Genomic DNA, 22,558 nt, shown 5'->3' with positions numbered 1-22,558 from the left:
GACATTCCGGCAGCTATTCGACAGCAACATATGTGGTGACATACGAAGGCCGGGAGAAAATGGACGTTGTGTCAACTCCGGCAGACGTGCCGCGTTTTTTGTGGGCTTCTTTGTATGAGCCTGACTGCTGCCAGTCTTGGAAGGATCTTTCTGTTTCCCACAAGGTGAGAATGACGTACGTGTCGCTGTCAAGCGGACGCAGGACACGAATGGCTTCAAAACCTGGCTCGTTTTCGACTTTTCCCGCTCTGTTTTTAAATCTGTTTTCAAACAGCGGCCGTCCTTCCTGTGTGACGGCTATATTGTTCAATACTGCGAAACCGGGATGCTTCATGTCCCCGACTTGGTCAATGACTTCATAGGAATGGGGGGCCTGAAAAACCGTTTCTCCGTTTGTTTCGTGAATTAAAATCGCATTTTCCTGTCCCTGCATCAAAAGCATATTTTCCGAGGAATGTTTTTGCACGATGTTTTTCAAAAAATCGGCTGTCCCATATGTAATATAAACCTTCATATCAGCCACCTCCTGCTTGCTAGTATATCAAAACAATGGTATAAGTTTCTATTGGCGACTGCTTCAAACATAAATCCAAACAATTTTTCCCATACTACCTTTAGAAAGGCGAGGTGAGTTCATGTTTAAGATAAAGAAAAAGAAACTTTTCATTCCCATCATTATTTTAGTGTTAACTGCTTTTCTCGCTTTAATAGGATATATTTCAATCATTTTTCTCGGTCATTATGTCATAGATGAAAAGAAGCTGATCCTTCACGCATCTTCAAAAATTGTTGACCAAAACGGGGATGAGGTCGCAAGTCTGTATACAGAAAATCGTGAACCGGTCTCTATCAATGAAATTCCGAAAGAGGTCAGAGAAGCGTTTATCTCAGTGGAAGATAAGAGATTTTATGAACACCACGGTATCGATGTGAAATCTGTCGGAAGAGCGGTGTACCGCGATATATTAGCAGGAGGAAAAGTAGAAGGCGCGAGCACGATCACCCAGCAGCTTGCCAAAAATATTTTTCTGACACATGACAAAACGTTTTTAAGAAAAACGAAAGAAGTGATCATAGCGATCAACCTTGAACGGGATTACAGCAAGGACAAGCTGCTGGAAATGTATCTGAACCAGCTATACTTCGGACACGGGGTTTATGGAATTCAAGCTGCATCCCATTATTATTTTAATAAGGAAGTTAAAGATTTAACCGTGTCAGAAGGCGCGGTCTTGGCTGCTATTCCGAAGGCGCCTTCTACGTATTCTCCTGTTTTGCATCCTGATAAAAGCAAGGAGCGGCGTGATACGATTCTCGGCATGATGAATGACCAAGGCTATATCAGTGCGAAAGAGGCTGTCAGCGCGCAGGGGAGGACGCTCGGGCTGAACGTGAAAAAACAGTCGGAAACACCTTGGTTTGACAGCTATATTGACCTTGTGATCCAAGAAGCGGAGGACAAGTATTCCATTTCCGGAGAGCAGCTGCTTCAAGGCGGGTACACGATTAAGGTGCCGCTTGATTCAAAACTGCAAAAAACGGCATATCAAGTCATGAAGGAAGGCAGCTATTATCCCGGAACAGATCAAGATGCTGAAGGAAGCGCAGTCTTTATCAACAATAAAACAGGCGGTGTGGAAGCAGCGATCGGCGGAAGAGATTACACGGCTAAAGGATATAATCGTGTGACAGCTGTGCGCCAGCCGGGGTCAACGTTTAAGCCGCTGGCCGTATACGGACCTGCGATGCAGGAAAAGAAATTTAAGCCGTACTCTCTGTTAAAGGATGAATTACAATCCTACGGAGATTACACACCGAAAAACTATGACGGCCGTTATGAAGGGGAAGTCACGATGTCTGATGCCATCACTTACAGCAAAAACGCGCCTGCAGTGTGGACGCTGAATGAGATCGGTGTGGAAACGGGGAAATCTTATTTGAAGGCAAACGGCATTGATATACCGGATGAAGGGCTTGCTCTGGCTCTCGGCGGTTTGGAAAAAGGCGTATCACCCCTCCAGCTTGCCGGCGCTTTTCATACGTTTGCCGCGAATGGAACATACACCGAGCCGTACTTTATTTCAAACATAACAGATGAAGACGGGGAAACAATAGCCGATCATAAAGAAGAAGGAAAACGAGTATTCAGCAAACAGACGTCTTGGAACATGACGAGAATGCTTCAGCAGGTGGTTAAGAAGGGAACAGCAACGTCCGGCACCTATCACGGCGATCTTGCCGGGAAAACCGGTTCTACTTCATATACAGGCGTTTCCGGCGCAACAAAGGATGCCTGGTTTGCAGGCTATACGCCGAACATAACGGGAGCTGTCTGGATGGGCTATGACAAAACAGATCAAAACCATTACTTAAAAGGCGGAAGCGCATATCCGACCAGAATGTTTAAGGATATTTTGACACAGGCTGGCGAAACGGGTTCTGCGTTTGCGAAGCCTAAAAAAGTAAAAGAACTTGAAAGCCCAATTGAGCTTGAGCCTGTCAAAACGCTGACGGCTGACTATACATTTAGGGCAGCGGGGCTGTTTACGATTGAATTAAAATGGGATGCGCAAGAGGATGATCGGGCAGTGTACAGAATTTATGTAAATAAGGACGGCAAGGAAACGCTTCTTGATTCTGTTGAAGGAAAGGGAAGCTATGAGATCCCATATGCCAATTTGTTTTCGGGCGCTTCCTATAAAGTGGTGCCTTATAATACACAGACAAAAAAAGAAGGAGAAGGAACCGATTACGTTCAGCCGAAACTGTTTTCCTCTTAATGGAATTCGGCGATTTTTTGAACTTTGAGCCGCATTTCTATACCATTTGCCCAAAACGAGGTATAGTGTAATGGTCAAGGAACACGAACGTATGGTTGCAGTATGAAAGGTGGAAATCAGATGAGGAAACGAGAAACGTTTAACGAGACGTTTTTAAAAGCTGCGCGGGGAGAAAAAGCGGATCACACGCCTGTTTGGTACATGAGACAAGCCGGGCGCTCACAGCCGGAATACCGTAAGCTGAAGGAAAAATACGGATTGTTCGAAATTACACATCAGCCCGAATTGTGTGCGTACGTCACAAGACTTCCGGTCGAGCAATACGGAGTCGATGCTGCAATCCTTTATAAAGATATTATGACGCCGCTTCCGTCGATCGGTGTAGATGTTGAAATTAAAAATGGAATCGGGCCGGTGATTGATCAGCCGATTCGTTCACTGCAGGACATTGAAAAGCTCGGCAAGCTTGAGCCGGAACAGGACGTGCCGTATGTGCTCGAAACGATCAAACTGCTTGTCAATGAACAGCTTGACGTCCCGCTAATCGGTTTCTCTGGTGCGCCTTTTACGCTTGCCAGCTATATGATCGAAGGCGGGCCTTCGAAAAACTACAATAAAACAAAAGCCTTTATGTACAGCATGCCGGATGCCTGGAACCTGCTGATGACAAAGCTTGCCGACATGATTATCGTGTACGCGAAAGCGCAAATTAAGGCGGGCGCAAAAGCCATTCAAATCTTTGATTCATGGGTTGGCGCGCTGAATCAAGCGGATTACAGAACGTACATCAAACCGGTGATGAACCGAATTTTTTCTGAGCTGGCATCGGAAAATGTGCCGCTTATCATGTTTGGTGTAGGTGCCAGCCATTTAGCAACGGATTGGCATGACCTGCCTCTCGATGTTGTGGGGCTCGATTGGAGACTCGGCATTGATGAAGCCAGATCAAAAGGCATCACCAAAACGGTGCAAGGCAACCTGGACCCGTCCATTTTGCTTGCTCCTTGGGAAGTGATCGAGAAGAGAACGAAAGAGATTCTTGATCAAGGCTTAAAATCGGACAGCTTCATTTTTAACCTCGGGCACGGTGTATTTCCTGATGTCAGTCCGGAAGTGCTGAAAAAGCTGACTGCATTTGTACATGAATATTCTCAATCAAAGAAAATAGGCCAATACTCCTGAGCATATTTTTTGGTATCAGGATAAAAGCCTGTCAAAATTGTTTTGTGATAGATCATCTAAAGAGGGTGTAAACAGTGGGTAAAAAGAAAATGGGGCTTCTCATTATGGCGTACGGCACGCCTTACAAAGAAGAAGATATAGAGCGTTATTATACACATATCAGAAGAGGCAGAAAGCCTGAGCCTGAAATGCTTCAGGATCTGAAAGACAGATATGAAGCAATCGGGGGCATTTCGCCGCTTGCCAAAATCACAGAAGAACAGGCTTATAAGCTTGAACAGCACTTAAACGAGATTCAGGATGAGATTACGTTTAAAGCGTATATCGGGCTGAAGCATATCGAGCCGTTTATTGAAGACGCTGTGGCAGAGATGCATAAGGACGGCATTACAGAGGCGGTCAGCCTTGTATTGGCACCGCACTTCTCCACATTCAGCGTGCAGTCTTACAACAAACGTGCGAAAGAAGAGGCTGAAAAACTCGGCGGCTTAACAATTACGTCTGTCGAAAGCTGGTACGATGAACCGAAGTTTGTGAAATATTGGGTTGACCAAGTGAAGGACACGTACGCGTCAATGCCGAAGGAAGAAAGAGAAAACGCGATGCTCATCGTTTCTGCGCACAGCCTTCCGGAAAAAATTAAAGAGTACGGAGATCCGTACCCGGATCAGCTTCATGAATCCGCAAAGCTGATCGCTGAAGGCGCAGGCGTATCTGAATACGCTGTCGGCTGGCAAAGTGAAGGCAACACGCCTGATCCGTGGCTCGGACCTGACGTGCAAGATCTGACACGTGATTTATTTGAACAAAAAGGCTATCAAGCATTTGTATATGCGCCTGTCGGATTTGTCGCGGACCATCTAGAAGTGCTTTATGACAACGATTATGAATGCAAAGTGGTGACTGACGATATCGGCGCCAGCTATTACCGGCCGGAAATGCCAAACGCTAAGCCGGCATTTATTGATGCTTTAGCAACAGTCGTTTTGAAAAAATTAGGACGTTAAAGAAGGCGATGAACATGAGTGACGGCAAAAAACATGTAGTCATCATCGGCGGCGGCATTACCGGTTTGGCCGCCGCCTTCTACATGGAAAAAGAAATCAGAGACAAAGATTTGCCGCTTGAGCTGACGCTTATTGAGGCAAGTCCGAGAGTAGGCGGAAAAATCCAGACAGTCAAGAAGGACGGCTATATCATCGAAAGAGGGCCTGATTCATTCCTGGAACGGAAAAAAAGCGCTCCGCAGCTTGTCAAAGACTTAGGTCTTGACCATCTGCTTGTGAACAATGCGACCGGACAATCTTACGTGCTTGTCAACCGCACTTTGCATCCGATGCCGAAGGGGGCTGTAATGGGAATACCGACAAAAATCGCGCCGTTCGTGTCAACGGGGCTGTTTTCTCTGTCAGGGAAGGCGCGAGCTGCAATGGATTTCATCCTGCCCGCAAGTAAATCAAAAGAGGATCAGTCACTGGGAGAATTTTTCCGCAGACGTGTCGGGGATGAAGTTGTCGAGAATTTAATCGAGCCGCTTTTATCAGGCATCTATGCAGGTGATATCGACAAACTCAGCCTGATGTCAACATTCCCACAATTTTATCAGACGGAACAAAAGCACAGAAGCCTGATCCTTGGGATGAAAAAAACAAGACCTCAAGGTTCCGGCCAGCAGCTGACAGCCAAAAAACAAGGGCAGTTTCAGACGCTGACAACAGGCCTGCAGACGCTTGTCGAAGAGATTGAAAATCAACTAAAGCTGACAAAGGTATACAAAGGCACAAAGGTTACCAAGATTAGCCGAGAGGGCACGGGCTACTCGCTTGATCTTGATAACGGCGTATCACTTGATGCCGAATCAGTGATTGTAACAGCACCGCATAAAGCTGCCGCGGGAATGCTTTCAGATTTGCCGGCTGTTGCAAATCTGAAAAACATGCATTCCACATCTGTGGCGAATGTCGCCTTGGGCTTCCCGGAAGGCGCCGTCCAAATGGAGCATGAGGGCACGGGCTTTGTCATCTCAAGAAACAGTGATTTCGCGATCACAGCTTGTACGTGGACGAACAAAAAATGGCCGCACGCAGCGCCGGAAGGCAAAACACTGCTTCGGGCATATGTCGGAAAAGCCGGAGACGAATCCATCGTCGACCTCTCAGATAACGACATTATCAACATTGTGCTGGAAGACCTAAAGAAAGTAATGAAAATCAACGGTGAGCCGGAAATGACATGTGTCACGCGCTGGCATGAAAGTATGCCTCAGTACCATGTCGGCCATAAACGCCGTATCAATGAGCTCCGTGAAGCGCTGGCTTCCTCATATCCTGGTGTGTACATGACTGGCGCATCCTTCGAGGGTGTTGGAATCCCGGACTGTATCGATCAAGGAAAAGCAGCTGTGTCAGACGCGCTGAAATATTTATTCGACTAAAAAACCTCCGTACCCGGTACGGAGGTTTTTTGTGTCTAGATGATGGCAATATTGTGTAAAAAATGTTTGAATTGTTCAGCATGGTATGATACATTTGCATATGTACTTATTGACTAAAATGTTCAAATGGTCAGTTTTGAGGTGATATACAATGTCAATAGATCGAAAAAAGCTCATTTTGGAGGCTGCCACAAAGTCTTTCACACAGTTTGGCTATAAAGCGACGACAATGGATTTGGTGGCGAAGCTTGCGAACGTGGGAAAAGGAACCATCTATACGTTTTTCAAAAATAAAGAAGAGCTGTTTGATGATATTTTCTCTACGTTATTAAAAGAAATGAAGCAAAAAGCTGACGAAGCGATGGAGCCTGATCTCCCGTTCCATGAAAATGTTCACAGAGCGCTGTTTGCCATTCTTGAATTCAGGAAAACACATCAGCTGACGATTAAAATTTTTCAAGAAAATGCTGAGATTGGTACAATGGCAGTTCAGGACGTGATTCAGAAAATGGAGCGTTCCATTCTTTCTTATATTAAAAATAAGATAGAAGAGGGTGTCGAAAACGGAGATATCAAGCCGTGTGATCCTGAGCTGACGGCTTTTGTCATGTTGAAGCTTTATATCGCGCTCATTTTTGATTGGGAAAAACAGCATCCCCCGCTTGATAAAGAAACGATTGCGGAACTGCTTGAGTTGTATGTTGTCAAAGGATTGTCAGCCAACTAGATAATCCTTTCTCTTTACAAGAAAATGACCATTTTTCATGATGAGTCAGTTTTAGAATGGAGGCATCAGGATGAACACAATACGAAGTCAATGGAAAGACATCGTAACGAGTAAAAAATTATTGATTCCCATCATCGCCATTTTGTTTGTCCCGCTTATTTACAGCGGTGTTTTCTTAAAGGCCTATTGGGACCCGTACGGCACAGTTGACCAGCTGCCTGTCGTTGTCGTCAACCAGGATAAAGGAACGACATATGAGGGAGAAAAGCTACAAATCGGTGATGATCTGGTAAAAGAATTAAAGGATAATAAAAGCTTTGACTGGCATTTTTCCACTGATCTCGACCAATCGTTAAAGGACTTATTAAATCAAAAATACTATTTAGTAGTCGAGATTCCAGAAGACTTTTCTAAAAACGCCAGCACTGTAATGGACAAAAATCCGAAAAAACTGGATTTGAAATACCATACGAATGCCGGTTCAAACTATGTAGGAGCAACGATTGGCGAAAAAGCGATTGATAAACTGAAAGCTTCTGTTTCTAAAGAAGTGACCGAGCAATATACGAAAGTGATTTTTGATAACTTTAAAGATATTGCCAAAGGTCTCAGCGACGCGAGCAGCGGAGCGAAAAAAATTGATGACGGCACTAAGGACGCAAAAAACGGAAGCGCCAAGCTGAAAGAAAATCTGGAGAAGCTGACAGAAAGCACTGCGACAATCAGCGACAAAACGGCGCAGCTTGCAGAAGGAGCAGCTAAAGTAACAAGCGGCATTCAATCGCTTGACAGCTCGCTCGGCAAATTCCAGGACAGCAGCAATACCATTTATGAAAATTCAGGAAAAATTGCCGCGGGATCAAGTGAGCTGACAGGAAGGCTGAATGAACTTCTAGCCGGCCAGCAGACATTGCAGCAGGGATTTCCAAAGATTACAAACGGGCTGGATCAGCTTAATACAAAGGCCGCAGAGGCTTCTCAGAAAGTAGAAAAAGCAGAGAAGGTCATAAACGCAGTCGATTTGACACAGCTTGAAACAGCTGTCAGCAACCTTGAAAAATCTGAAACTGCCATGAATGAATTTAAAAAGCAGCTGACAGAGTTTGAAAACAGCTTGAAAAACCGTGATCAGGCATTTAAAAATGTGATCAATTCAAGCGAGTTCTTAACAGCGGAACAAAAAAGCCAGCTGATCAATTCTGTTGAGAAGAAGCTTCCGCAAGTAGATGCGCCTGATTTTGATCAAATCATTAGCCGGCTCCCTTCAGTGGATCAGCTTCCTGACATTTCAACGATTAAAGCTTCTCTGGAAGATGTAAAAGAGCAGGCGGCACAGCTGAAAGCAATGCCGGAAGCTACATCTAAGCTTTATAACGGTGCAAAAGCGACGCAAGATGCAATTGACAAATTAACTGAAGGAACCGAGAAGATATACAACGGTTCACAGCAGATCACAGATAGCCAAAATAAACTGACAGCCGGTATTGGAGAATACAATAAACAGTTTGCAAAAGCAAAAGCGGGCTCAGAACAATTGGTGACAGGCGGCAGCCAAGTGTCGGGCGGCTTACTGAAACTGTTAGACGGTTCTAAACAAGTTCAAAATGGATCATCAAAACTCGCTGAGGGATCTGAATCGCTTGATACAGGTTTAGGCAAGCTATTGGACGGCACAGGACAGCTGTCTAATAAGCTGAATGATGCGGCTGATCAAACAGGGGATATCAGCGCTGATGATAAAACATACGGTATGTTTGCGGATCCGGTCAAAACTAATGACGACGCGATTCATTCCGTCCCTAACTACGGAACAGGGCTGACGCCTTATATCCTATCAATGGGCTTGTATGTCGGCGGCATTATGCTGACGGTCGTATTCCCGCTGAAAGAAGCATCAGGCCGTCCGAGAAACGGATTTGAGTGGTTCTTCAGTAAATTTAATGTCATGATGCTCGTTGGAATCATTCAATCGCTGATTGTGGCGACGGTCTTGCTTCTGGGAATTGGTCTCGAGGTTGAGAGCACGTGGAGGTTTTACGTGTTTACGATCATTACGAGTCTCGCTTTTCTTGCAATGATTCAATTTTTGGCCACGACGATGGGCAATCCGGGCCGGTTTATTGCAGTCATTATTTTAGTGCTGCAGCTCGGGGCCAGCGGAGGAACCTTCCCATTAGAATTGCTTCCGAATTTCTATCAGGTGATCCATGGCGCGCTGCCGATGACCTACAGCATAAACGGGTTCAGAGCGGTGATTTCAAACGGAGATTTCGGCTACATGTGGCAGATGGCCGGTGTCTTAATCGGCATTGCTCTAGTCATGATCGCGCTGAGCATTACCTACTTTACGATCTTAAGCCGGAAGGAAGACACTTCAGAAGAACAGCCGGCTTCCTAATGAAAAAGACCTTGTTTCTCAGGAAACAAGGTCTTTTTTGATTTAACATCCCCATTTAATCAGAAGTCCGGTATACGTTAATCCTCCGCCGAATCCGAAAAGCATCAGGGTTTGGTCTTTTTTCAGCTTCCCGGCTTTCACTGCCAGATCAAGGGCCAAAACAATAGAGACTGAGGATGTATTTCCGTAGTATTCGACACTGGTGAGTGTTTGTTCAATCGGAAACGGTGTTTTTTCACAAATCGATTCGATCATGCGCAAGTTGGCGCTGTGGGGAACAAACCAATCAAGATCATCACGGCTGAGCCCTGCTTTGTGTAAAAGATGTTCAAATTCACGGGGAATGGTTCTTGCGGCCCACTTATACACTTCGCGTCCGTTTTGGACCATTTTCCCGGAATCCGCAAGCGGCATGCCGTTGAGTTCGCTCCGCAGTCCGGCCCTATACAAAATATCTGCACCTTTTCCATATGTTCCTTGGACGGAGGCGAGGAATCCCGGTGCCTCTTCAGTTCGTTCAACCAATAGTGCGCCCGCAGCATCGCCGAACAGAACGCATGTCGTTCGATCTGTATAATCAGTCACTTTTGACAATGTTTCTCCGGCGATGACGAGAATTTTTTGATGAAGCCCGGATGTAATCAATCCGTTTGCCAAATGGAGACCGTATGTCAGTCCTGCGCATGTCGCATTGATATCTAACGCGCCGGTGTTCTCCCAGCCGAAATATTCCTGCACCCGGCAAGCCGTACTCGGAAAGGCATAATCTGCTGTTGTTGTGGCGACGAGAATCATATCCACATCTTCAAGTGTTCCTTCGTAACGGCTCTTGAGATCTTTGACTGCTTCAATGCATAGGTCTGAAGTGAACTGCTGCTCATCGGCAATCCGCCGTTCTCTCATTCCTGTGCGCTGAACAATCCATTCATCAGACGTATCTACGATTTTTTCCAGATCCGCATTGGTTAAACGCCGGGTCGGCGCATAGGTGCCGATTGCTGTAATGTTTGCTTTTGACATAATAACACAACTCCTTTTATTATCAGATTATAACACTAGATATTAGTATCTGGTATTAAAAAGAGGATTTTTGATAAAAAAAGAGAAACTGTCAGTAGAAAACCAGAAAAGGAGGAAAAAAATGGTCAGTCAAGGAGCGATAGCCTCTATGATTATTTCCGGGGTTATTGCGTTTTTGTTGCCGATCGGACTGATGATATGGTTTAGGCGAAAGTATCATGCTCCGATTAAGGTGTTTTTTATTGGCGCTCTTACGTTTTTTGTTTTTGCTCAGCTGTTGGAGGGCGGCGTTCATGTTTATGTTCTGCAAATGAATGAAACGACGAAAGAAGTGATGAAGCATCCAGTCTGGTATGCCATTTACGGATGCTTGATGGCCGGGATTTTTGAGGAGTGCGGAAGGTATATCATGATGCGTTTCTTTATGAAGCGCCGTCTTTCTTGGGCGGACGGTCTGGCCTTCGGAGCGGGCCACGGCGGTCTGGAGGCGATACTAATAACCGGCTTGTCCAGCATTACGCTTATCGTGTACGCTTTTGCGATCAATAGCGGCACTTTTGAACAGCTTTTGATTAATCAAGATGTGAAGCAGGCACTTATGCCGATTCAGGCGCAGCTGCTGAATACACCTTCGTATGAATGGCTGCTCGGCGGAATTGAAAGAATCAGCGCCATCTCTGTTCAAATCGGTCTGTCACTATTTGTGCTGTATGCGGTTAAAAGCCGCCGGCCGCTGTTTTTGCTGTATTCGATTCTCTTACACGGGCTGTTTAATGTACCGGCGGTTTTATACCAAAAAGGAGTGATAGAACATGCGGCGGCTGTTGAACTCATCGTTGCTGGGATAGCTGCGGCATCAGTGGTTTGGATTGTAAAGGCAAAAAGGCTGTTTCAATAAAAAATCCAAGCAGCAGTAACAGCCCGCTTGGAAAAATGAAATATTCGTTTAGGCATGGGGTATCAGAATATTTCTGACTCAGTCCTTAGCAATGACAGCAAGAGTGGCAGCGTTTTTTGCAAGAGCAATGTCTTTTCTTTTTCTTCTTTTTCTCGCAAGGGTCATGGCATTCTTTCTCTTTCTTGCAATGGTCGTGGAAATCCTTATCGAACCACTCGTCAAAGAACCAAAAATCATCAAACCAAAAATTACAATGATGTTTCCGTTCATGTGAATGACGACAGCACATAGATATCCCTCCTCTTCCCATGCTCTCTACAGCATATGCTAGATTGATAGGAAAAGATTGGACGGGTTCAGCGGGAAAAGAGTATATTTTAAATAGAAAATAAAAGGAGGAATGTCCTATGACGTCCGTTCGTAAAACAATGGAGCTGATTAAAGAACTCGTTTCTATTCCAAGTCCGACAGGGAATACATATGAGGTGATCAAATACGTTGAAAACCTTTTAAAAGAATGGAAGGTCGAAACGGTTCTGAACCATAAGGGCGGTTTGATCGCCACGCTTCCGGGCCGCGATACATCCCGTCACCGAATGCTGACGGCGCACGTTGACACCTTGGGCGCGATGGTGAAAGAAATTAAAGCTGACGGCCGGCTGAAAATCGATTTGATCGGCGGTTTCCGCTATAACTCGATCGAAGGGGAGTATTGCCAAATTGAAACGGCTTCAGGGAAAACGTATACGGGCACCATTTTAATGCATCAAACGTCTGTGCACGTGTACAAAGACGCGGGAAAAGCGGAGCGCAATCAAGAGAATATGGAAATCCGCCTGGATGAGCCTGTGCACTGCCGTAAGGATACGGAAGAGCTTGGCATTGGCGTCGGAGATTTTGTTTCGTTTGATCCCCGTGTTGAGATCACATCAAGCGGATTCATTAAATCACGCCATTTAGATGACAAAGCAAGTGTGGCCTTGTTGCTTCGCTTAATCCATCAAATTCAAACAGAAGAAATTGAACTGCCGTATACGACTCATTTTCTGATTTCTAATAATGAAGAAATCGGATATGGCGGAAACTCTAATATTCCTGCTGAAACTGTTGAATACTTGGCGGTGGATATGGGGGCTATCGGCGACGGCCAGGCGACAGACGAATATTCGGTTTCGATTTGTGTGAAGGATTCGAGCGGTCCGTATCATTATCAGCTGAGAAAGCATTTGGTCGATTTAGCTGAAAAGCACCATATTGACTATAAGCTTGATATTTACCCGTATTACGGGTCGGACGCCTCAGCAGCGATCAAATCCGGGCATGATATTGTGCACGGCCTGATCGGGCCGGGAATTGACGCTTCGCACGCTTTTGAGCGCACGCATAAGTCTTCTCTCCGCCATACAGCGAAGCTCCTGTATTATTATGTGCAATCACCGATGGTATAAGAGGGAGAAAACAAATGAAAATCTATGAACTGAAAAGCACTTTCGGCTGGGAAGGCGATGAAGGTCTTGGAGAACAGCTGATCCAGCAAATCCTTGCTGGAGAAAAAACGGCCACCTGCGCGCCGAAATCATTATATTCAAAAGATGAACTGAGTGATGTATATCAAACAGCGGGACAGCTTGTAACCGTTTATGATAAACATGATCATCCGAGATGCAATATAAAAGTGACAGATGTGTTTGAAACGACCTTTGGAGCGCCTGATAGGAGGTTAGTCAAAGGAGAGGGCAACGGAGACCGAATTGATGAATTTCAAGAGGACCATCGAAGAGCATGGGCGGAGCTGATCAAAAATGGCGAAATGGAACTGAATGAGGACACTGTTTTGATTACAGAGCTGTTTGAGCTTGTCCAAGATTAAAAAAAGCCTGCGGGGCGTTGAGAACCCCGCAGGCTTTTTGATTAACCGGAAATGGTTGCGTTTTGATCTGCTTTAGATTGGCTCATGACAGCTTCCGCTTTTGCAGGATTAAACATGCCTTCCCATTTAGACATTACAACGGCAGCAAGTGCGTTACCAGTCAGGTTTACAACTGTACGTGCCATGTCCATAATGCGGTCTACACCGGCAATAAAGGCAAGTCCTTCTGCCGGAACACCGATCGTGCCCAGTGTTGCAAGCAAGACGACAAAAGAAGTTCCCGGAACGGCAGCCATTCCTTTAGATGTCACCATCAAAACTAATACAAGCGTAATTTGGTGCCAAATTGTTAAATCAATGCCGTATACTTGTGCAAGAAACAGCGCTGCAATAGATTGATAGAGAACGGAGCCGTCTAAGTTAAACGTATATCCAATCGGGATAACGAAAGACACAATACCTTTCGGACAGCCGATTTTCTCCATTTTTTCCATGATGCGCGGAAGAACGGTTTCAGAGCTGGACGTACTGAACGCCAATAAAATTTCGTCCTTCATGTAAGCCAGGAATTTGAAGATGCTGATACCGGCAATTTTTCCGACAATCCCAAAAATGACAATTAAGAAGAAAGCCAGTGCGACATATACCAATCCGACAAGCTTTCCGAGAGATAGAAGAGAACCGAGTCCGAATTTAGAGACAGTAACTCCGATTAGAGCAAAAACCCCGAATGGCGCTACTTTCATCACAAGGTTTACCACATGGAACATCGAATGGGAAACGCCTTCAAAAAAGGCTAATACTGGCTTGCCTCTTTCACCGATCGCGGAAATTCCCAATGCAAATAGTACGGTAAAGAAGATGATGGCAAGAAGATCCCCTTCGACCAAGGATTGGAAGAAGTTTGTCGGCACAATGTGCAGGAATGTCTCTGCCACTGATTTATTGCTTTGTTCTTTTTCTGTTTCAACATATTGACTGATGTCTGTTTTTTGAGCTTCGTGTATATTAACTCCTGTACCCGGGTGGAAGATGTTTGCAAGGGCTAGTCCGAGAATGATGGCAAAGGTCGTAATAATCTCAAAGTACAGAATTGTTCTGAAGCCTAATTTACCAACTTGCTTTCCATTTCCGGCTCCGGCTACACCGATGATTAAACTGGAGACAACAATAGGAATCACTATCATTTTGATTAAGCGTAAAAAGAGATCCCCGATTGGCTGCAGATAAGTAGGCAGTGCTGGGTTGCCGTACCAAATAACGCCAGCAATAACACCTAGAATAAGTCCAACGAATATTTGCGTAGCTAATCCAAACCTAATTCTTTTCATAGATTACCTCCCAAAAAACAAAGTATCAACATATATCATGAATAGACATATATTTAATCTCACTATTAGATCAAATTATAATAGATAAGAAATAGGTTCGTCTATAGTAAATTATATTTTGAAAATATAGAATATTCAAAAATATCAAGTGAATCACCAGAATTATCTAAAAACAGGTGAGCTTTGACCCAACCTGATTATTATTTCAATATAAAGAGAAGTTAGAAGAATAAGAAAATCTCACACTGTATGCGTGAGATTTTCGCCTCTTTACATATCGCTTACTTTTATACAGTCGTTGCAAATATTACCATAACACTCATGCTGCTCATCAATCTTTTTTCCGCATTCCGCGCACTTTTTCGAAGGCAGGTTTCTAAAAAATTCAGTAATTTTCCCTAGCATAACCAATCCCTCTTTCCCCTTTGTAATGTTTTCATTGTAATATAACAGAAAGTAAAATTCAACATCTGTTTTGATACAATGTTTAAAACATGCTTTTTTTTAGAAAAATGGGTATATTGAAGGAGGATCAATTTTCTTTGAAAAGAAGGAGGACATTATGAAAGTTACAGTTATCGGATGCTACGGCGGTTTTCCGGCCGCAAATGAAGCGACGTCGGGTTACTTGTTTCAATCGAGGGATTTTTCATTGTTAGTGGACTGCGGAAGTGCCGTGTTATCTAAGCTGTTTGGATATGTCCCGGCGGAAAAGCTGGACGCGGTGGTTCTGTCTCATTATCACCATGACCATATTGCGGACATCGGGCCGCTGCAATTTGCGAAGCAAGTCGGATCATTCCTCGGCAAAGGAGAACACTCGCTTCCGATTTACGGACATGATGCTGATATAGAACAGTTTCAAAAGCTTACATATAAAACGCATACGAAAGGGATTGCCTATCAGCCTGATCAGCAGCTGACTGTCGGTCCGTTTACGATCACCTTTTTAAAGACGGTTCACCCGGTGACTTGTTATGCGATGCGGATTACTGACGGCAGCCATACTGTTGTGTATACTGCTGATTCCAGCTATCAGGATTCATTTATTCCGTTTTCGGAAAACGCTGATTTATTGATCTCAGAATGTAATTTTTATGCTGATCAAGACGGGACAAGCGCAGGCCATATGAACAGCTTGGAAGCAGGGCGAATTGCAGAAGAAGCGGGAGCGGGCGGGCTGCTGCTGACCCATCTGCCTCATTTCGGCGTGCATGACAACCTTCGCAAAGAAGCCAAGACCGTTTTTAACGGGAAAGTGAACATTGCGAAATCTGGTTTTGTGTGGGAAGGATAAAGGAGGAGCACGATGTTATTTATTGACAATCAAAATATCAATGATCCGCGGATCAATCTTGCTATCGAGGAGTATTGCCTTAAATATTTAGACCCTGAACAGCCGTATTTGCTTTTTTACGTGAATCAGCCGTCTATCATCATCGGAAAAAACCAAAATACAATAGAAGAAATCAATACAAAGTATGTAGAGGAAAACGGAATTATCGTCGTCCGCCGTTTATCTGGCGGCGGGGCTGTGTATCATGATTTAGGGAATTTAAATTTCAGCTTTATCACGAAGGATGACGGTGAAAGCTTTCATAACTTCAAAAAATTCACTGAGCCGGTGATTCAAGCGCTACATCAGCTCGGAGTTGAAGCGGAATTAAGCGGCCGGAATGATATTGTGGTAGATGGCCGCAAAATATCAGGTAACGCCCAATTTGCCACAAGAGGCCGCATCTTCAGCCATGGCACCCTCATGTTTGATTCAGCCATTGATCATGTTGTGTCCGCTTTAAAAGTCAAAAAGGATAAAATTGAATCAAAGGGCATCAAATCAATCAGAAGCCGTGTGGCAAACATCAGTGAGTTTCTTGATGATAAAATGACGACCGAAGATTTCCGCAGTCATTTGCTCAAACATATTTTCAATACAAATCACATTCAAGATGTGCCGGAGTATAAGCTGACTGAAAAAGATTGGGAAGTCATTCGCAAAATCTCGGAAGAACGCTATCAAAATTGGGACTGGAACTACGGCCGCTCACCTAAATTTAACCTGAACCATTCAAAGCGTTATCCGGTCGGGTCCATTGATTTGCGTTTGGAAGTAAAAAAAGGGAAAATTGAAGACTGCAAAATTTTCGGCGATTTCTTCGGTGTGGGCGATGTGTCGGAAATCGAAAACCTGCTGATTGGAAAGCAATATGAGCGCAGTGTGATCGCTGATGCGCTGGCTGATGTGAATCTGAAGCATTATTTTGGGAACATTACGAAAGAAGATTTTCTTGATCTGATTTATTAATGTAAAACACATTGTTTGAAAGGAAATTTGTGTTTTGAAATAATGGAGGCAGGAGGGATTCACATGAAAGTGTTTTTAATCGGAGCGAACGGACAAATCGGACAAAGACTTGTTTCTTTATTCAAAGAGAATGCTGATCATTCCGTCAGAGCGATGGTCAGAAAAGAAGAACAGAAAGCATCTTTGGAAGCGGCCGGCGCGGAAGCTGTGCTAGCAAATCTAGAAGGAAGCCCGGAAGAAATCGCAGCTGCGGCAAAAGGCTGTGACGCGATTATTTTTACGGCGGGTTCCGGCGGGAGCACAGGCTATGATAAAACGCTGCTGGTGGATCTTGACGGAGCGGCAAAAGCAATAGAGGCTGCGGAAATCGCGGGAATCAAACGTTTTATTATGGTCAGCGCCCTGCAGGCCCACCGCCGTGAAAATTGGAATGAGGCACTTAAACCTTATTACGTGGCCAAGCATTATGCTGATAAAATTCTGGAATCCAGCGGCTTAGCCTATACGATTATACGTCCGGGAGGCCTTCGCAATGAACCGGGAACAGGAACGGTTTCCGCAGCCCCAGATCTAGAGCGGGGTGATATATCACGTGATGACGTTGCGACAGCAGTCATTGCCTCTTTAGATGAAACCAACACGGAAAATCGGGCTTTTGATCTCACTGAAGGAGATACACCGATTGCCGAAGCTTTGAAGAATCTATAACACTACTGACACTCGGGGCTTTTTGCTCTTGAGTGTTTTTTTGTGTTTCTCTATAATGAAAAGGAAAGCTTATCTTCAATAATGAATGACTACTCATTCACTTTAAGGGGTGGGAGAATGAATCTGGTTTCAAAATTAGAAGAGACAGCATCTGAGAAGCCGGACAGCATCGCATGCAGGTTTAGGGATCAAGTGATTACTTACAAGGATCTGAATGACAATATTCAGCGTTTTGCGGACGGCCTTCAGGAAGCGGGTATGGAAAAAGGGGATCACCTTGCTTTGCTGCTTGGCAATTCGCCTGATTTTGTCATCGCATTTTTCGGCGCATTAAAGGCCGGTATTGTGGTGGTGCCGATCAATCCGACGTACACGCCGACAGAAATCGGCTATATGCTGACAAACGGCGATGTCAAAGCAATCGTAGGAGTAGATCAGCTTTTGCCGATTTATGAAAGCATGCACGAATCTTTGCCAAAGGTCGAACTCGTCATTTTATGCCGGACAGGAGAAACTGAGCTGGAAGCTTCAGATCCTGAGGTCAGAATGAAAATGACAACGTTTACAAAAATGTTGCGTCCGACACCCGGTGCTGCACGCCATCCAGAGGTTGTGCCTGATGATACTGCGGTAATTTTATATACGTCAGGAACAACGGGAAGACCGAAAGGCGCGATGCTGACCCACCAGAATTTGTTCAGCAATGCAAACGATGTCGCCGGGTATTTGGGAATGGATGAGAAAGACAATGTGGTTTGCGCTCTTCCGATGTTTCATGTTTTTTGCTTAACTGTCTGCATGAACGCTCCGCTGATGAGCGGCGCATGCGTGCTGATTGAACCGCAGTTCAGCCCCGCATCTGTTTTTAAGCTTGTAAAGCAGCGGCAGGCAACGATTTTTGCCGGCGTGCCTACGATGTATAACTATTTATTCCAGCATGAAGAAGGCAAGGCAGATGATTTTTCTTCTATTCGCCTATGCATCTCGGGTGGTGCGGCCATGCCGGTCGCGCTGCTTACGGCATTTGAAGAGAAATTCGGCGTCACCATTTTGGAGGGCTACGGGCTTTCGGAAGCATCGCCTGTCACATGCTTTAACCCGTTTGACAGAGGGAGAAAACCAGGCTCCATCGGGACAAGTATTTTGCATGTCGAAAACAAGGTCGTCGATCCGCTCGGCCGAGAGGTCCCTGATCACCAGGTGGGCGAATTGATCGTAAAAGGGCCCAATGTGATGAAGGGCTATTATAATATGCCGATGGAAACGGAGCACGCTTTAAAGGACGGATGGCTTTATACGGGAGACCTGGCAAGGCGGGATGAGGACGGTTATTTTTACATTGTTGACCGGAAAAAAGACATGATTATTGTAGGCGGCTACAATGTGTATCCGCGTGAAGTGGAAGAGGTCCTGTACAGCCACCCGGACGTAAAGGAGGCTGTTGTCATCGGCGTGCCTGATGCTGAAAGCGGCGAAGCGGTAAAGGGATATGTCGTACCGAAACGGTCTGGTGTCACAGAAGAAGAAATGATGGCGCATTGTGAAAAGCATCTGGCAAAATACAAACGGCCTGCCGAGATCATCTTTCTTGATGAGATTCCGAAAAATGCGACAGGCAAAATGCTCAGACGGGCGCTCAAAGATATGCTGCCTCATTAATGTGAAAAAAGCGAAGCCAGTGGGCTTCGCTTTTTTCATTGTTAATCCTTTGCTTCTTTTTTAATGATAGTTTGCAGCGCTTTGGTATCGTTTCGCGTTAATTTGTAATACGTGCCGTCTTTCAAAAAAATGGCCTGCTGGCTGTCGTCAATCCATAATCTGAATGAGTCAAATCTGTCTTTATGAAATTTAATCGTGCCTTCGTAATCAGGAGCTGATGTTTTTTCGGTTTTCAGCTGCTTTCCCTGATTCATAATGTCCAGCATATCTTTGACGTGCTGTCTTTTTTCGATTTCAATCTTTTCCCGCCCGTCTGAAGACAGGGTGATCAATTCCGCATCAACCGATTGATATACATCGCCTGACCGGCTGTAAAGGTAGAAAAATGCAATAAACACAAGACCGATAACAACGATGGCTGCTACTATTTTTTTCATCTGCATCACTCCAAACATTTGCTAGTTTCTCCAGCAAAGGGCGATTCCATGCGAAAAAGTCCGAACTCACAGCTTGGTTCTAAGAAATTGAATTTATGATTACAATAGAAGTAATGGGTCTAGATGTGAGGAGTGAGGCGTTATGCGCAAGTGGATTGCGGGTGCAGGGCTTGCATATGTGCTGTATGGGCTTTTTTTCTATTGGTATTTCTTTATGTCCGGCGATTCCGCTGTCCCGGAGGCCGTGAAAGGAACACAGGCTGACCCGGCTTCTTTCATGAAGCCGTCTCAATTGGCTGTCGCCGAACAGTATTCTGATGTGAAGAACTTTTTATTTTTTATCAGTATTCCTCTTGATTGGTTTCTGTTTTTTGTATTGCTGACCAGCGGTGTTTCAAAGAAAATCAAGCAATGGATGGAAGCGGCTGTGCGTTTTCGTTTTTTGCAGATCATCGGTTTTGTGTTTGTGCTTTCGCTGATCACGGCTCTGGTGACGCTGCCTTTGGATTGGATAGGCTATCAGGTATCGCTTGATTACAATATTTCGACGCAGACAGCCTCCAGCTGGGCTAAAGATCAAGTCATTGATTTTTGGATCAGTTTTCCGATCTTTACGCTTTGCGTGCTGGTGTTTTATTGGCTGATCAAAAAGCATGAAAAAAAATGGTGGTTTTACGCCTGGCTGTTAACAGTGCCGTTTTCGCTGTTTCTGTTTTTTATTCAGCCGGTGATTATTGATCCTTTATACAACGATTTTTATCCGCTGAAAAACAAAGAGCTGGAAAGCAAAATTTTAGCACTGGCTGAAGAAGCCGATATTCCGGCTGATCATGTGTATGAAGTGAATATGTCAGAGAAAACAAACGCGCTTAATGCCTATGTGACAGGAATTGGGGCTAATAAGCGGATTGTTCTATGGGATACGACGCTGAATAAACTCGACGATTCAGAAATTCTCTTTATTATGGGGCACGAAATGGGCCATTATGTCATGAAGCACGTGTATATCGGATTGGCTGGCTATTTAATCGTGTCGCTAGCGGGATTTTATATGGTTGATAAGCTTTACAAGCGGGGGGTACGGCTTGCACGCAATCTGTTTCATGTAGAGAGCCGGCGTGATCTTGCGGCATTGCCGCTGTTATTGCTTATCGTATCTGTTTTGAGCTTTGCTGTTACGCCTTTTTCTAATGCTGTTTCCCGCTATCAGGAGAATAAGGCTGACCAATATGGGATTGAGCTGACAGGGGACAGCGAAGCCGCAGTCAGAACGTTTCAGGATTTGGCTGTTACGGGGCTGAGCCAGGTTGATCCGCCTTTTCTCGTGAAACTTTTCAGAGGGAGCCATCCTTCGATCATGGAACGGATTCAACATGCGGAAACCGAAGAAAATACCTCAGAACACCCGGCCTCAGAACAGGGGGACGACCAATAAAAAAAGAAGCAGGTATGGAGTGACCTGCTTCTCTTTTATCTTATTGTGCAGCTGCTTGAACGTTGATTAACCCTTTTCCATAGTAGAAAGAGCTGCCAAGGTTTGTCGCAGTGCTTTCTAAACGATCACGGACTTGCGCATTTGACCAAGTCGGATGTTTAGAAAGGATTAAAGCCGCTGCTCCGGCAACGTGAGGTGTCGCCATTGAGGTTCCGTTGTAAGAGCCGTATGTGCCGCCAGGAAGTGTGCTTTGGATCGACACGCCTGGAGCCATAACGTCAAGCTCAGAACCTGCGCTTGAGAAAGAAGCTCTTTGGTTGCTGCTGTTTACTGCGCCTACTGCAATAGTAGAAGGATATTTTGCAGGGTAGCCGACTGTGCTTGTGCTTCCTGAACTTCCTTCGTTTCCGGCTGCGGCAACAACGACGATACCGCTTGCAACCGCTTTATCGACTACTGTTTTCAACGCTGTAGACCCAGTAGGTCCGCCAAGACTCATGTTGATGACATCCATGTTGTTAGAAATCGCCCATTCAATACCGTTAATAATCCAGCTGTATTGGCCGCTTCCTGTAGAATCAAGCACTTTTACTGCATATAATGATGCGCTAGGCGCTACGCCCAGAACACCAATTGTGTTATTAAGAGCGGCAACAGTACCGGCTACATGCGTGCCGTGAGAACTGCCGTCTTGGTATGGGTTTGTTTCAGAAGGTACGAAGCTTGCTCCGCCTCGAACGTTTAAGTCAGGATGAGAAGAGTCAATTCCGCTGTCGATGACAGCTACTTTTACATTAGAGCCTGTGTAGCCTTGAGAGTGAAGAGCCGGCGCTTTAATTTGAGAAATGCCGTAAGGAACAGATTGCGCATATTCATGTGCAACATGATCTTCTTCCACATAAGCAACACTCGGATCTTTTTTCAGTTCTTTTACAGCTTTTTCATCCAATGTTGCTGTGGCTGCATTTACATACTTAAATTGCTTTTGAACTTTCCCGCCTTTTTCAGAAATAACATCTTTTTTCTTGGCGGTGCTCATAGCTCCCATTGTCTGTTTAAACCCGACAATGTACTTCTTTTCTTCACTGTTTTTTCCGGCAGCCTGTGCAGACATGTTGCTGAATGCCATCGTGAAGATTAGCGTGAACGCAAACAACAAGCTGATCCACAATTTTTTGCTTCTCACTCTTTACCCTCTCCTTTACAATTTCAGAGCAGCCTATTAATAGACTATTCTGTGAATTTATTGTAATAGATTGGATACTATTTTAGTAGACCCATTTTTTTGAGATTGTTTTATTTCTATTTAGGTATATCATCTCTCGTTATTTCTATAGAGACTCGAAATAACTGCATTCATACAGAAAAGAACGA

General features: G+C 44.8%; 21 protein-coding genes. 15 read left to right on the top strand and 6 right to left on the bottom strand.

What is annotated here, in order from left to right; translation table 11 throughout:
• Window positions 1-13 precede the first annotated feature (13 nt).
• On the bottom strand, window positions 14-514 hold the full coding sequence (gene hmoB, locus ACQVGS_RS16695; protein WP_024120788.1) for a heme-degrading oxygenase HmoB: 501 nt from the start codon (window positions 512-514) through the stop codon (window positions 14-16).
• 121 nt (window positions 515-635) lie between these two features.
• Between hmoB and ACQVGS_RS16690 the strand changes: the two genes are divergently transcribed.
• The 6 genes from ACQVGS_RS16690 (at window position 636) to ACQVGS_RS16665 (ending at window position 9,521) form a co-directional block, all read left to right on the top strand.
• On the top strand, window positions 636-2,780 hold the full coding sequence (locus ACQVGS_RS16690; protein WP_101860874.1) for a transglycosylase domain-containing protein: 2,145 nt from the start codon (window positions 636-638) through the stop codon (window positions 2,778-2,780).
• A gap of 120 nt (window positions 2,781-2,900) precedes the next feature.
• Window positions 2,901-3,962: a uroporphyrinogen decarboxylase gene (gene hemE / locus ACQVGS_RS16685; RefSeq protein ID WP_106022384.1), complete on the top strand. Its 1,062-nt coding sequence runs from the start codon at window positions 2,901-2,903 to the stop codon at window positions 3,960-3,962.
• Between the two features lie 74 nt (window positions 3,963-4,036).
• A complete protein-coding gene (gene hemH / locus ACQVGS_RS16680; protein ID WP_106020617.1) occupies window positions 4,037-4,969 on the top strand; it encodes a ferrochelatase in 933 nt (310 codons plus the stop codon).
• Between the two features lie 14 nt (window positions 4,970-4,983).
• Entirely contained in the window at window positions 4,984-6,396 is a 1,413-nt protein-coding gene (hemY, locus tag ACQVGS_RS16675) for a protoporphyrinogen oxidase (RefSeq protein ID WP_101863793.1), read from the top strand.
• A 151-nt stretch (window positions 6,397-6,547) separates the two neighbouring features.
• On the top strand, window positions 6,548-7,123 hold the full coding sequence (locus ACQVGS_RS16670) for a TetR/AcrR family transcriptional regulator (RefSeq protein ID WP_010333611.1): 576 nt from the start codon (window positions 6,548-6,550) through the stop codon (window positions 7,121-7,123).
• Between the two features lie 70 nt (window positions 7,124-7,193).
• Window positions 7,194-9,521, top strand: coding sequence for a YhgE/Pip domain-containing protein (locus ACQVGS_RS16665; protein ID WP_106020615.1), 2,328 nt, complete (start codon window positions 7,194-7,196; stop codon window positions 9,519-9,521).
• A gap of 42 nt (window positions 9,522-9,563) precedes the next feature.
• Here ACQVGS_RS16665 and fabHB read toward each other — a convergent pair whose 3' ends face one another.
• Window positions 9,564-10,541 carry a beta-ketoacyl-ACP synthase III FabHB gene (fabHB, locus tag ACQVGS_RS16660; protein ID WP_106020614.1) on the bottom strand — a complete coding sequence of 326 codons (978 nt, stop codon included), beginning with the start codon at window positions 10,539-10,541 and terminating at the stop codon, window positions 9,564-9,566.
• 121 nt (window positions 10,542-10,662) lie between these two features.
• Here fabHB and ACQVGS_RS16655 point away from each other — a divergent pair, with 121 nt between their 5' ends.
• The 4 genes from ACQVGS_RS16655 to ACQVGS_RS16640 all read left to right on the top strand — a co-directional run bounded on the left by ACQVGS_RS16655 (window position 10,663) and on the right by ACQVGS_RS16640 (window position 13,309).
• The gene (locus ACQVGS_RS16655) at window positions 10,663-11,439 is read left to right on the top strand and encodes a YhfC family intramembrane metalloprotease (protein ID WP_095713702.1); all 777 of its coding nucleotides are present in this window, start codon (window positions 10,663-10,665) and stop codon (window positions 11,437-11,439) included.
• 91 nt (window positions 11,440-11,530) lie between these two features.
• The gene (locus ACQVGS_RS16650; protein WP_081638270.1) at window positions 11,531-11,713 is read left to right on the top strand and encodes a hypothetical protein; all 183 of its coding nucleotides are present in this window, start codon (window positions 11,531-11,533) and stop codon (window positions 11,711-11,713) included.
• A gap of 133 nt (window positions 11,714-11,846) precedes the next feature.
• Window positions 11,847-12,887, top strand: a complete 1,041-nt coding sequence (locus tag ACQVGS_RS16645; protein ID WP_106020612.1) for a M42 family metallopeptidase — start codon at window positions 11,847-11,849, stop codon at window positions 12,885-12,887.
• Window positions 12,888-12,901: 14 nt separating this feature from the next.
• Complete coding sequence (locus tag ACQVGS_RS16640) at window positions 12,902-13,309, top strand: ASCH domain-containing protein (RefSeq protein ID WP_106020611.1); 408 nt, start codon at window positions 12,902-12,904, stop codon at window positions 13,307-13,309.
• Window positions 13,310-13,350: 41 nt separating this feature from the next.
• Here ACQVGS_RS16640 and gltT read toward each other — a convergent pair whose 3' ends face one another.
• Both gltT and yhfH read right to left on the bottom strand, forming a co-directional pair.
• Window positions 13,351-14,640: a glutamate/proton symporter GltT gene (gltT, locus tag ACQVGS_RS16635; RefSeq protein ID WP_024120798.1), complete on the bottom strand. Its 1,290-nt coding sequence runs from the start codon at window positions 14,638-14,640 to the stop codon at window positions 13,351-13,353.
• Between the two features lie 270 nt (window positions 14,641-14,910).
• Entirely contained in the window at window positions 14,911-15,045 is a 135-nt protein-coding gene (gene yhfH, locus ACQVGS_RS16630; protein WP_024120799.1) for a protein YhfH, read from the bottom strand.
• Between the two features lie 157 nt (window positions 15,046-15,202).
• Between yhfH and ACQVGS_RS16625 the strand changes: the two genes are divergently transcribed.
• The 4 genes from ACQVGS_RS16625 (at window position 15,203) to ACQVGS_RS16610 (ending at window position 19,312) form a co-directional block, all read left to right on the top strand.
• A complete protein-coding gene (locus ACQVGS_RS16625) occupies window positions 15,203-15,937 on the top strand; it encodes an MBL fold metallo-hydrolase (protein ID WP_127695548.1) in 735 nt (244 codons plus the stop codon).
• A 12-nt stretch (window positions 15,938-15,949) separates the two neighbouring features.
• The gene (gene lplA / locus ACQVGS_RS16620; protein WP_101863799.1) at window positions 15,950-16,945 is read left to right on the top strand and encodes a lipoate--protein ligase; all 996 of its coding nucleotides are present in this window, start codon (window positions 15,950-15,952) and stop codon (window positions 16,943-16,945) included.
• A 63-nt stretch (window positions 16,946-17,008) separates the two neighbouring features.
• Complete coding sequence (locus ACQVGS_RS16615) at window positions 17,009-17,653, top strand: SDR family oxidoreductase (protein WP_127695546.1); 645 nt, start codon at window positions 17,009-17,011, stop codon at window positions 17,651-17,653.
• A gap of 117 nt (window positions 17,654-17,770) precedes the next feature.
• On the top strand, window positions 17,771-19,312 hold the full coding sequence (locus ACQVGS_RS16610; RefSeq protein ID WP_127695544.1) for a fatty acid--CoA ligase family protein: 1,542 nt from the start codon (window positions 17,771-17,773) through the stop codon (window positions 19,310-19,312).
• Window positions 19,313-19,353: 41 nt separating this feature from the next.
• Here the strand turns inward: ACQVGS_RS16610 and ACQVGS_RS16605 are convergent, their stop codons facing one another.
• Window positions 19,354-19,749, bottom strand: coding sequence for a YhfM domain-containing protein (locus tag ACQVGS_RS16605; RefSeq protein WP_024120804.1), 396 nt, complete (start codon window positions 19,747-19,749; stop codon window positions 19,354-19,356).
• A gap of 142 nt (window positions 19,750-19,891) precedes the next feature.
• Here ACQVGS_RS16605 and ACQVGS_RS16600 point away from each other — a divergent pair, with 142 nt between their 5' ends.
• Window positions 19,892-21,184, top strand: coding sequence for a M48 family metallopeptidase (locus ACQVGS_RS16600; RefSeq protein WP_188323662.1), 1,293 nt, complete (start codon window positions 19,892-19,894; stop codon window positions 21,182-21,184).
• A gap of 40 nt (window positions 21,185-21,224) precedes the next feature.
• Here the strand turns inward: ACQVGS_RS16600 and aprE are convergent, their stop codons facing one another.
• A complete protein-coding gene (aprE, locus tag ACQVGS_RS16595) occupies window positions 21,225-22,370 on the bottom strand; it encodes a subtilisin AprE (protein ID WP_095713695.1) in 1,146 nt (381 codons plus the stop codon).
• Window positions 22,371-22,558: the final 188 nt, after the last annotated feature.

It is taken from the genome of Bacillus sp. SD127 (assembly GCF_058566445.1).
This window is presented reverse-complemented; position numbering and strand designations above follow the sequence as displayed.

Excerpts from the sequence above, each read along its gene's own strand:
- hmoB (WP_024120788.1), bottom strand. The coding sequence starts at position 514 with ATGAAGGTTTATATTACATATGGGACAGCCGATTTTTTGAAAAACATC.
- ACQVGS_RS16690 (WP_101860874.1), top strand. The coding sequence starts at position 636 with ATGTTTAAGATAAAGAAAAAGAAACTTTTCATTCCCATCATTATTTTA.
- hemE (WP_106022384.1), top strand. The coding sequence starts at position 2,901 with ATGAGGAAACGAGAAACGTTTAACGAGACGTTTTTAAAAGCTGCGCGG.
- hemY (WP_101863793.1), top strand. The coding sequence starts at position 4,984 with ATGAGTGACGGCAAAAAACATGTAGTCATCATCGGCGGCGGCATTACC.
- ACQVGS_RS16670 (WP_010333611.1), top strand. The coding sequence starts at position 6,548 with ATGTCAATAGATCGAAAAAAGCTCATTTTGGAGGCTGCCACAAAGTCT.
- ACQVGS_RS16665 (WP_106020615.1), top strand. The coding sequence starts at position 7,194 with ATGAACACAATACGAAGTCAATGGAAAGACATCGTAACGAGTAAAAAA.
- fabHB (WP_106020614.1), bottom strand. The coding sequence starts at position 10,541 with ATGTCAAAAGCAAACATTACAGCAATCGGCACCTATGCGCCGACCCGG.
- ACQVGS_RS16655 (WP_095713702.1), top strand. The coding sequence starts at position 10,663 with ATGGTCAGTCAAGGAGCGATAGCCTCTATGATTATTTCCGGGGTTATT.
- ACQVGS_RS16650 (WP_081638270.1), top strand. The coding sequence starts at position 11,531 with ATGACAGCAAGAGTGGCAGCGTTTTTTGCAAGAGCAATGTCTTTTCTT.
- ACQVGS_RS16645 (WP_106020612.1), top strand. The coding sequence starts at position 11,847 with ATGACGTCCGTTCGTAAAACAATGGAGCTGATTAAAGAACTCGTTTCT.
- ACQVGS_RS16640 (WP_106020611.1), top strand. The coding sequence starts at position 12,902 with ATGAAAATCTATGAACTGAAAAGCACTTTCGGCTGGGAAGGCGATGAA.
- gltT (WP_024120798.1), bottom strand. The coding sequence starts at position 14,640 with ATGAAAAGAATTAGGTTTGGATTAGCTACGCAAATATTCGTTGGACTT.
- yhfH (WP_024120799.1), bottom strand. The coding sequence starts at position 15,045 with ATGCTAGGGAAAATTACTGAATTTTTTAGAAACCTGCCTTCGAAAAAG.
- ACQVGS_RS16625 (WP_127695548.1), top strand. The coding sequence starts at position 15,203 with ATGAAAGTTACAGTTATCGGATGCTACGGCGGTTTTCCGGCCGCAAAT.
- lplA (WP_101863799.1), top strand. The coding sequence starts at position 15,950 with ATGTTATTTATTGACAATCAAAATATCAATGATCCGCGGATCAATCTT.
- ACQVGS_RS16615 (WP_127695546.1), top strand. The coding sequence starts at position 17,009 with ATGAAAGTGTTTTTAATCGGAGCGAACGGACAAATCGGACAAAGACTT.
- ACQVGS_RS16610 (WP_127695544.1), top strand. The coding sequence starts at position 17,771 with ATGAATCTGGTTTCAAAATTAGAAGAGACAGCATCTGAGAAGCCGGAC.
- ACQVGS_RS16605 (WP_024120804.1), bottom strand. The coding sequence starts at position 19,749 with ATGAAAAAAATAGTAGCAGCCATCGTTGTTATCGGTCTTGTGTTTATT.
- ACQVGS_RS16600 (WP_188323662.1), top strand. The coding sequence starts at position 19,892 with ATGCGCAAGTGGATTGCGGGTGCAGGGCTTGCATATGTGCTGTATGGG.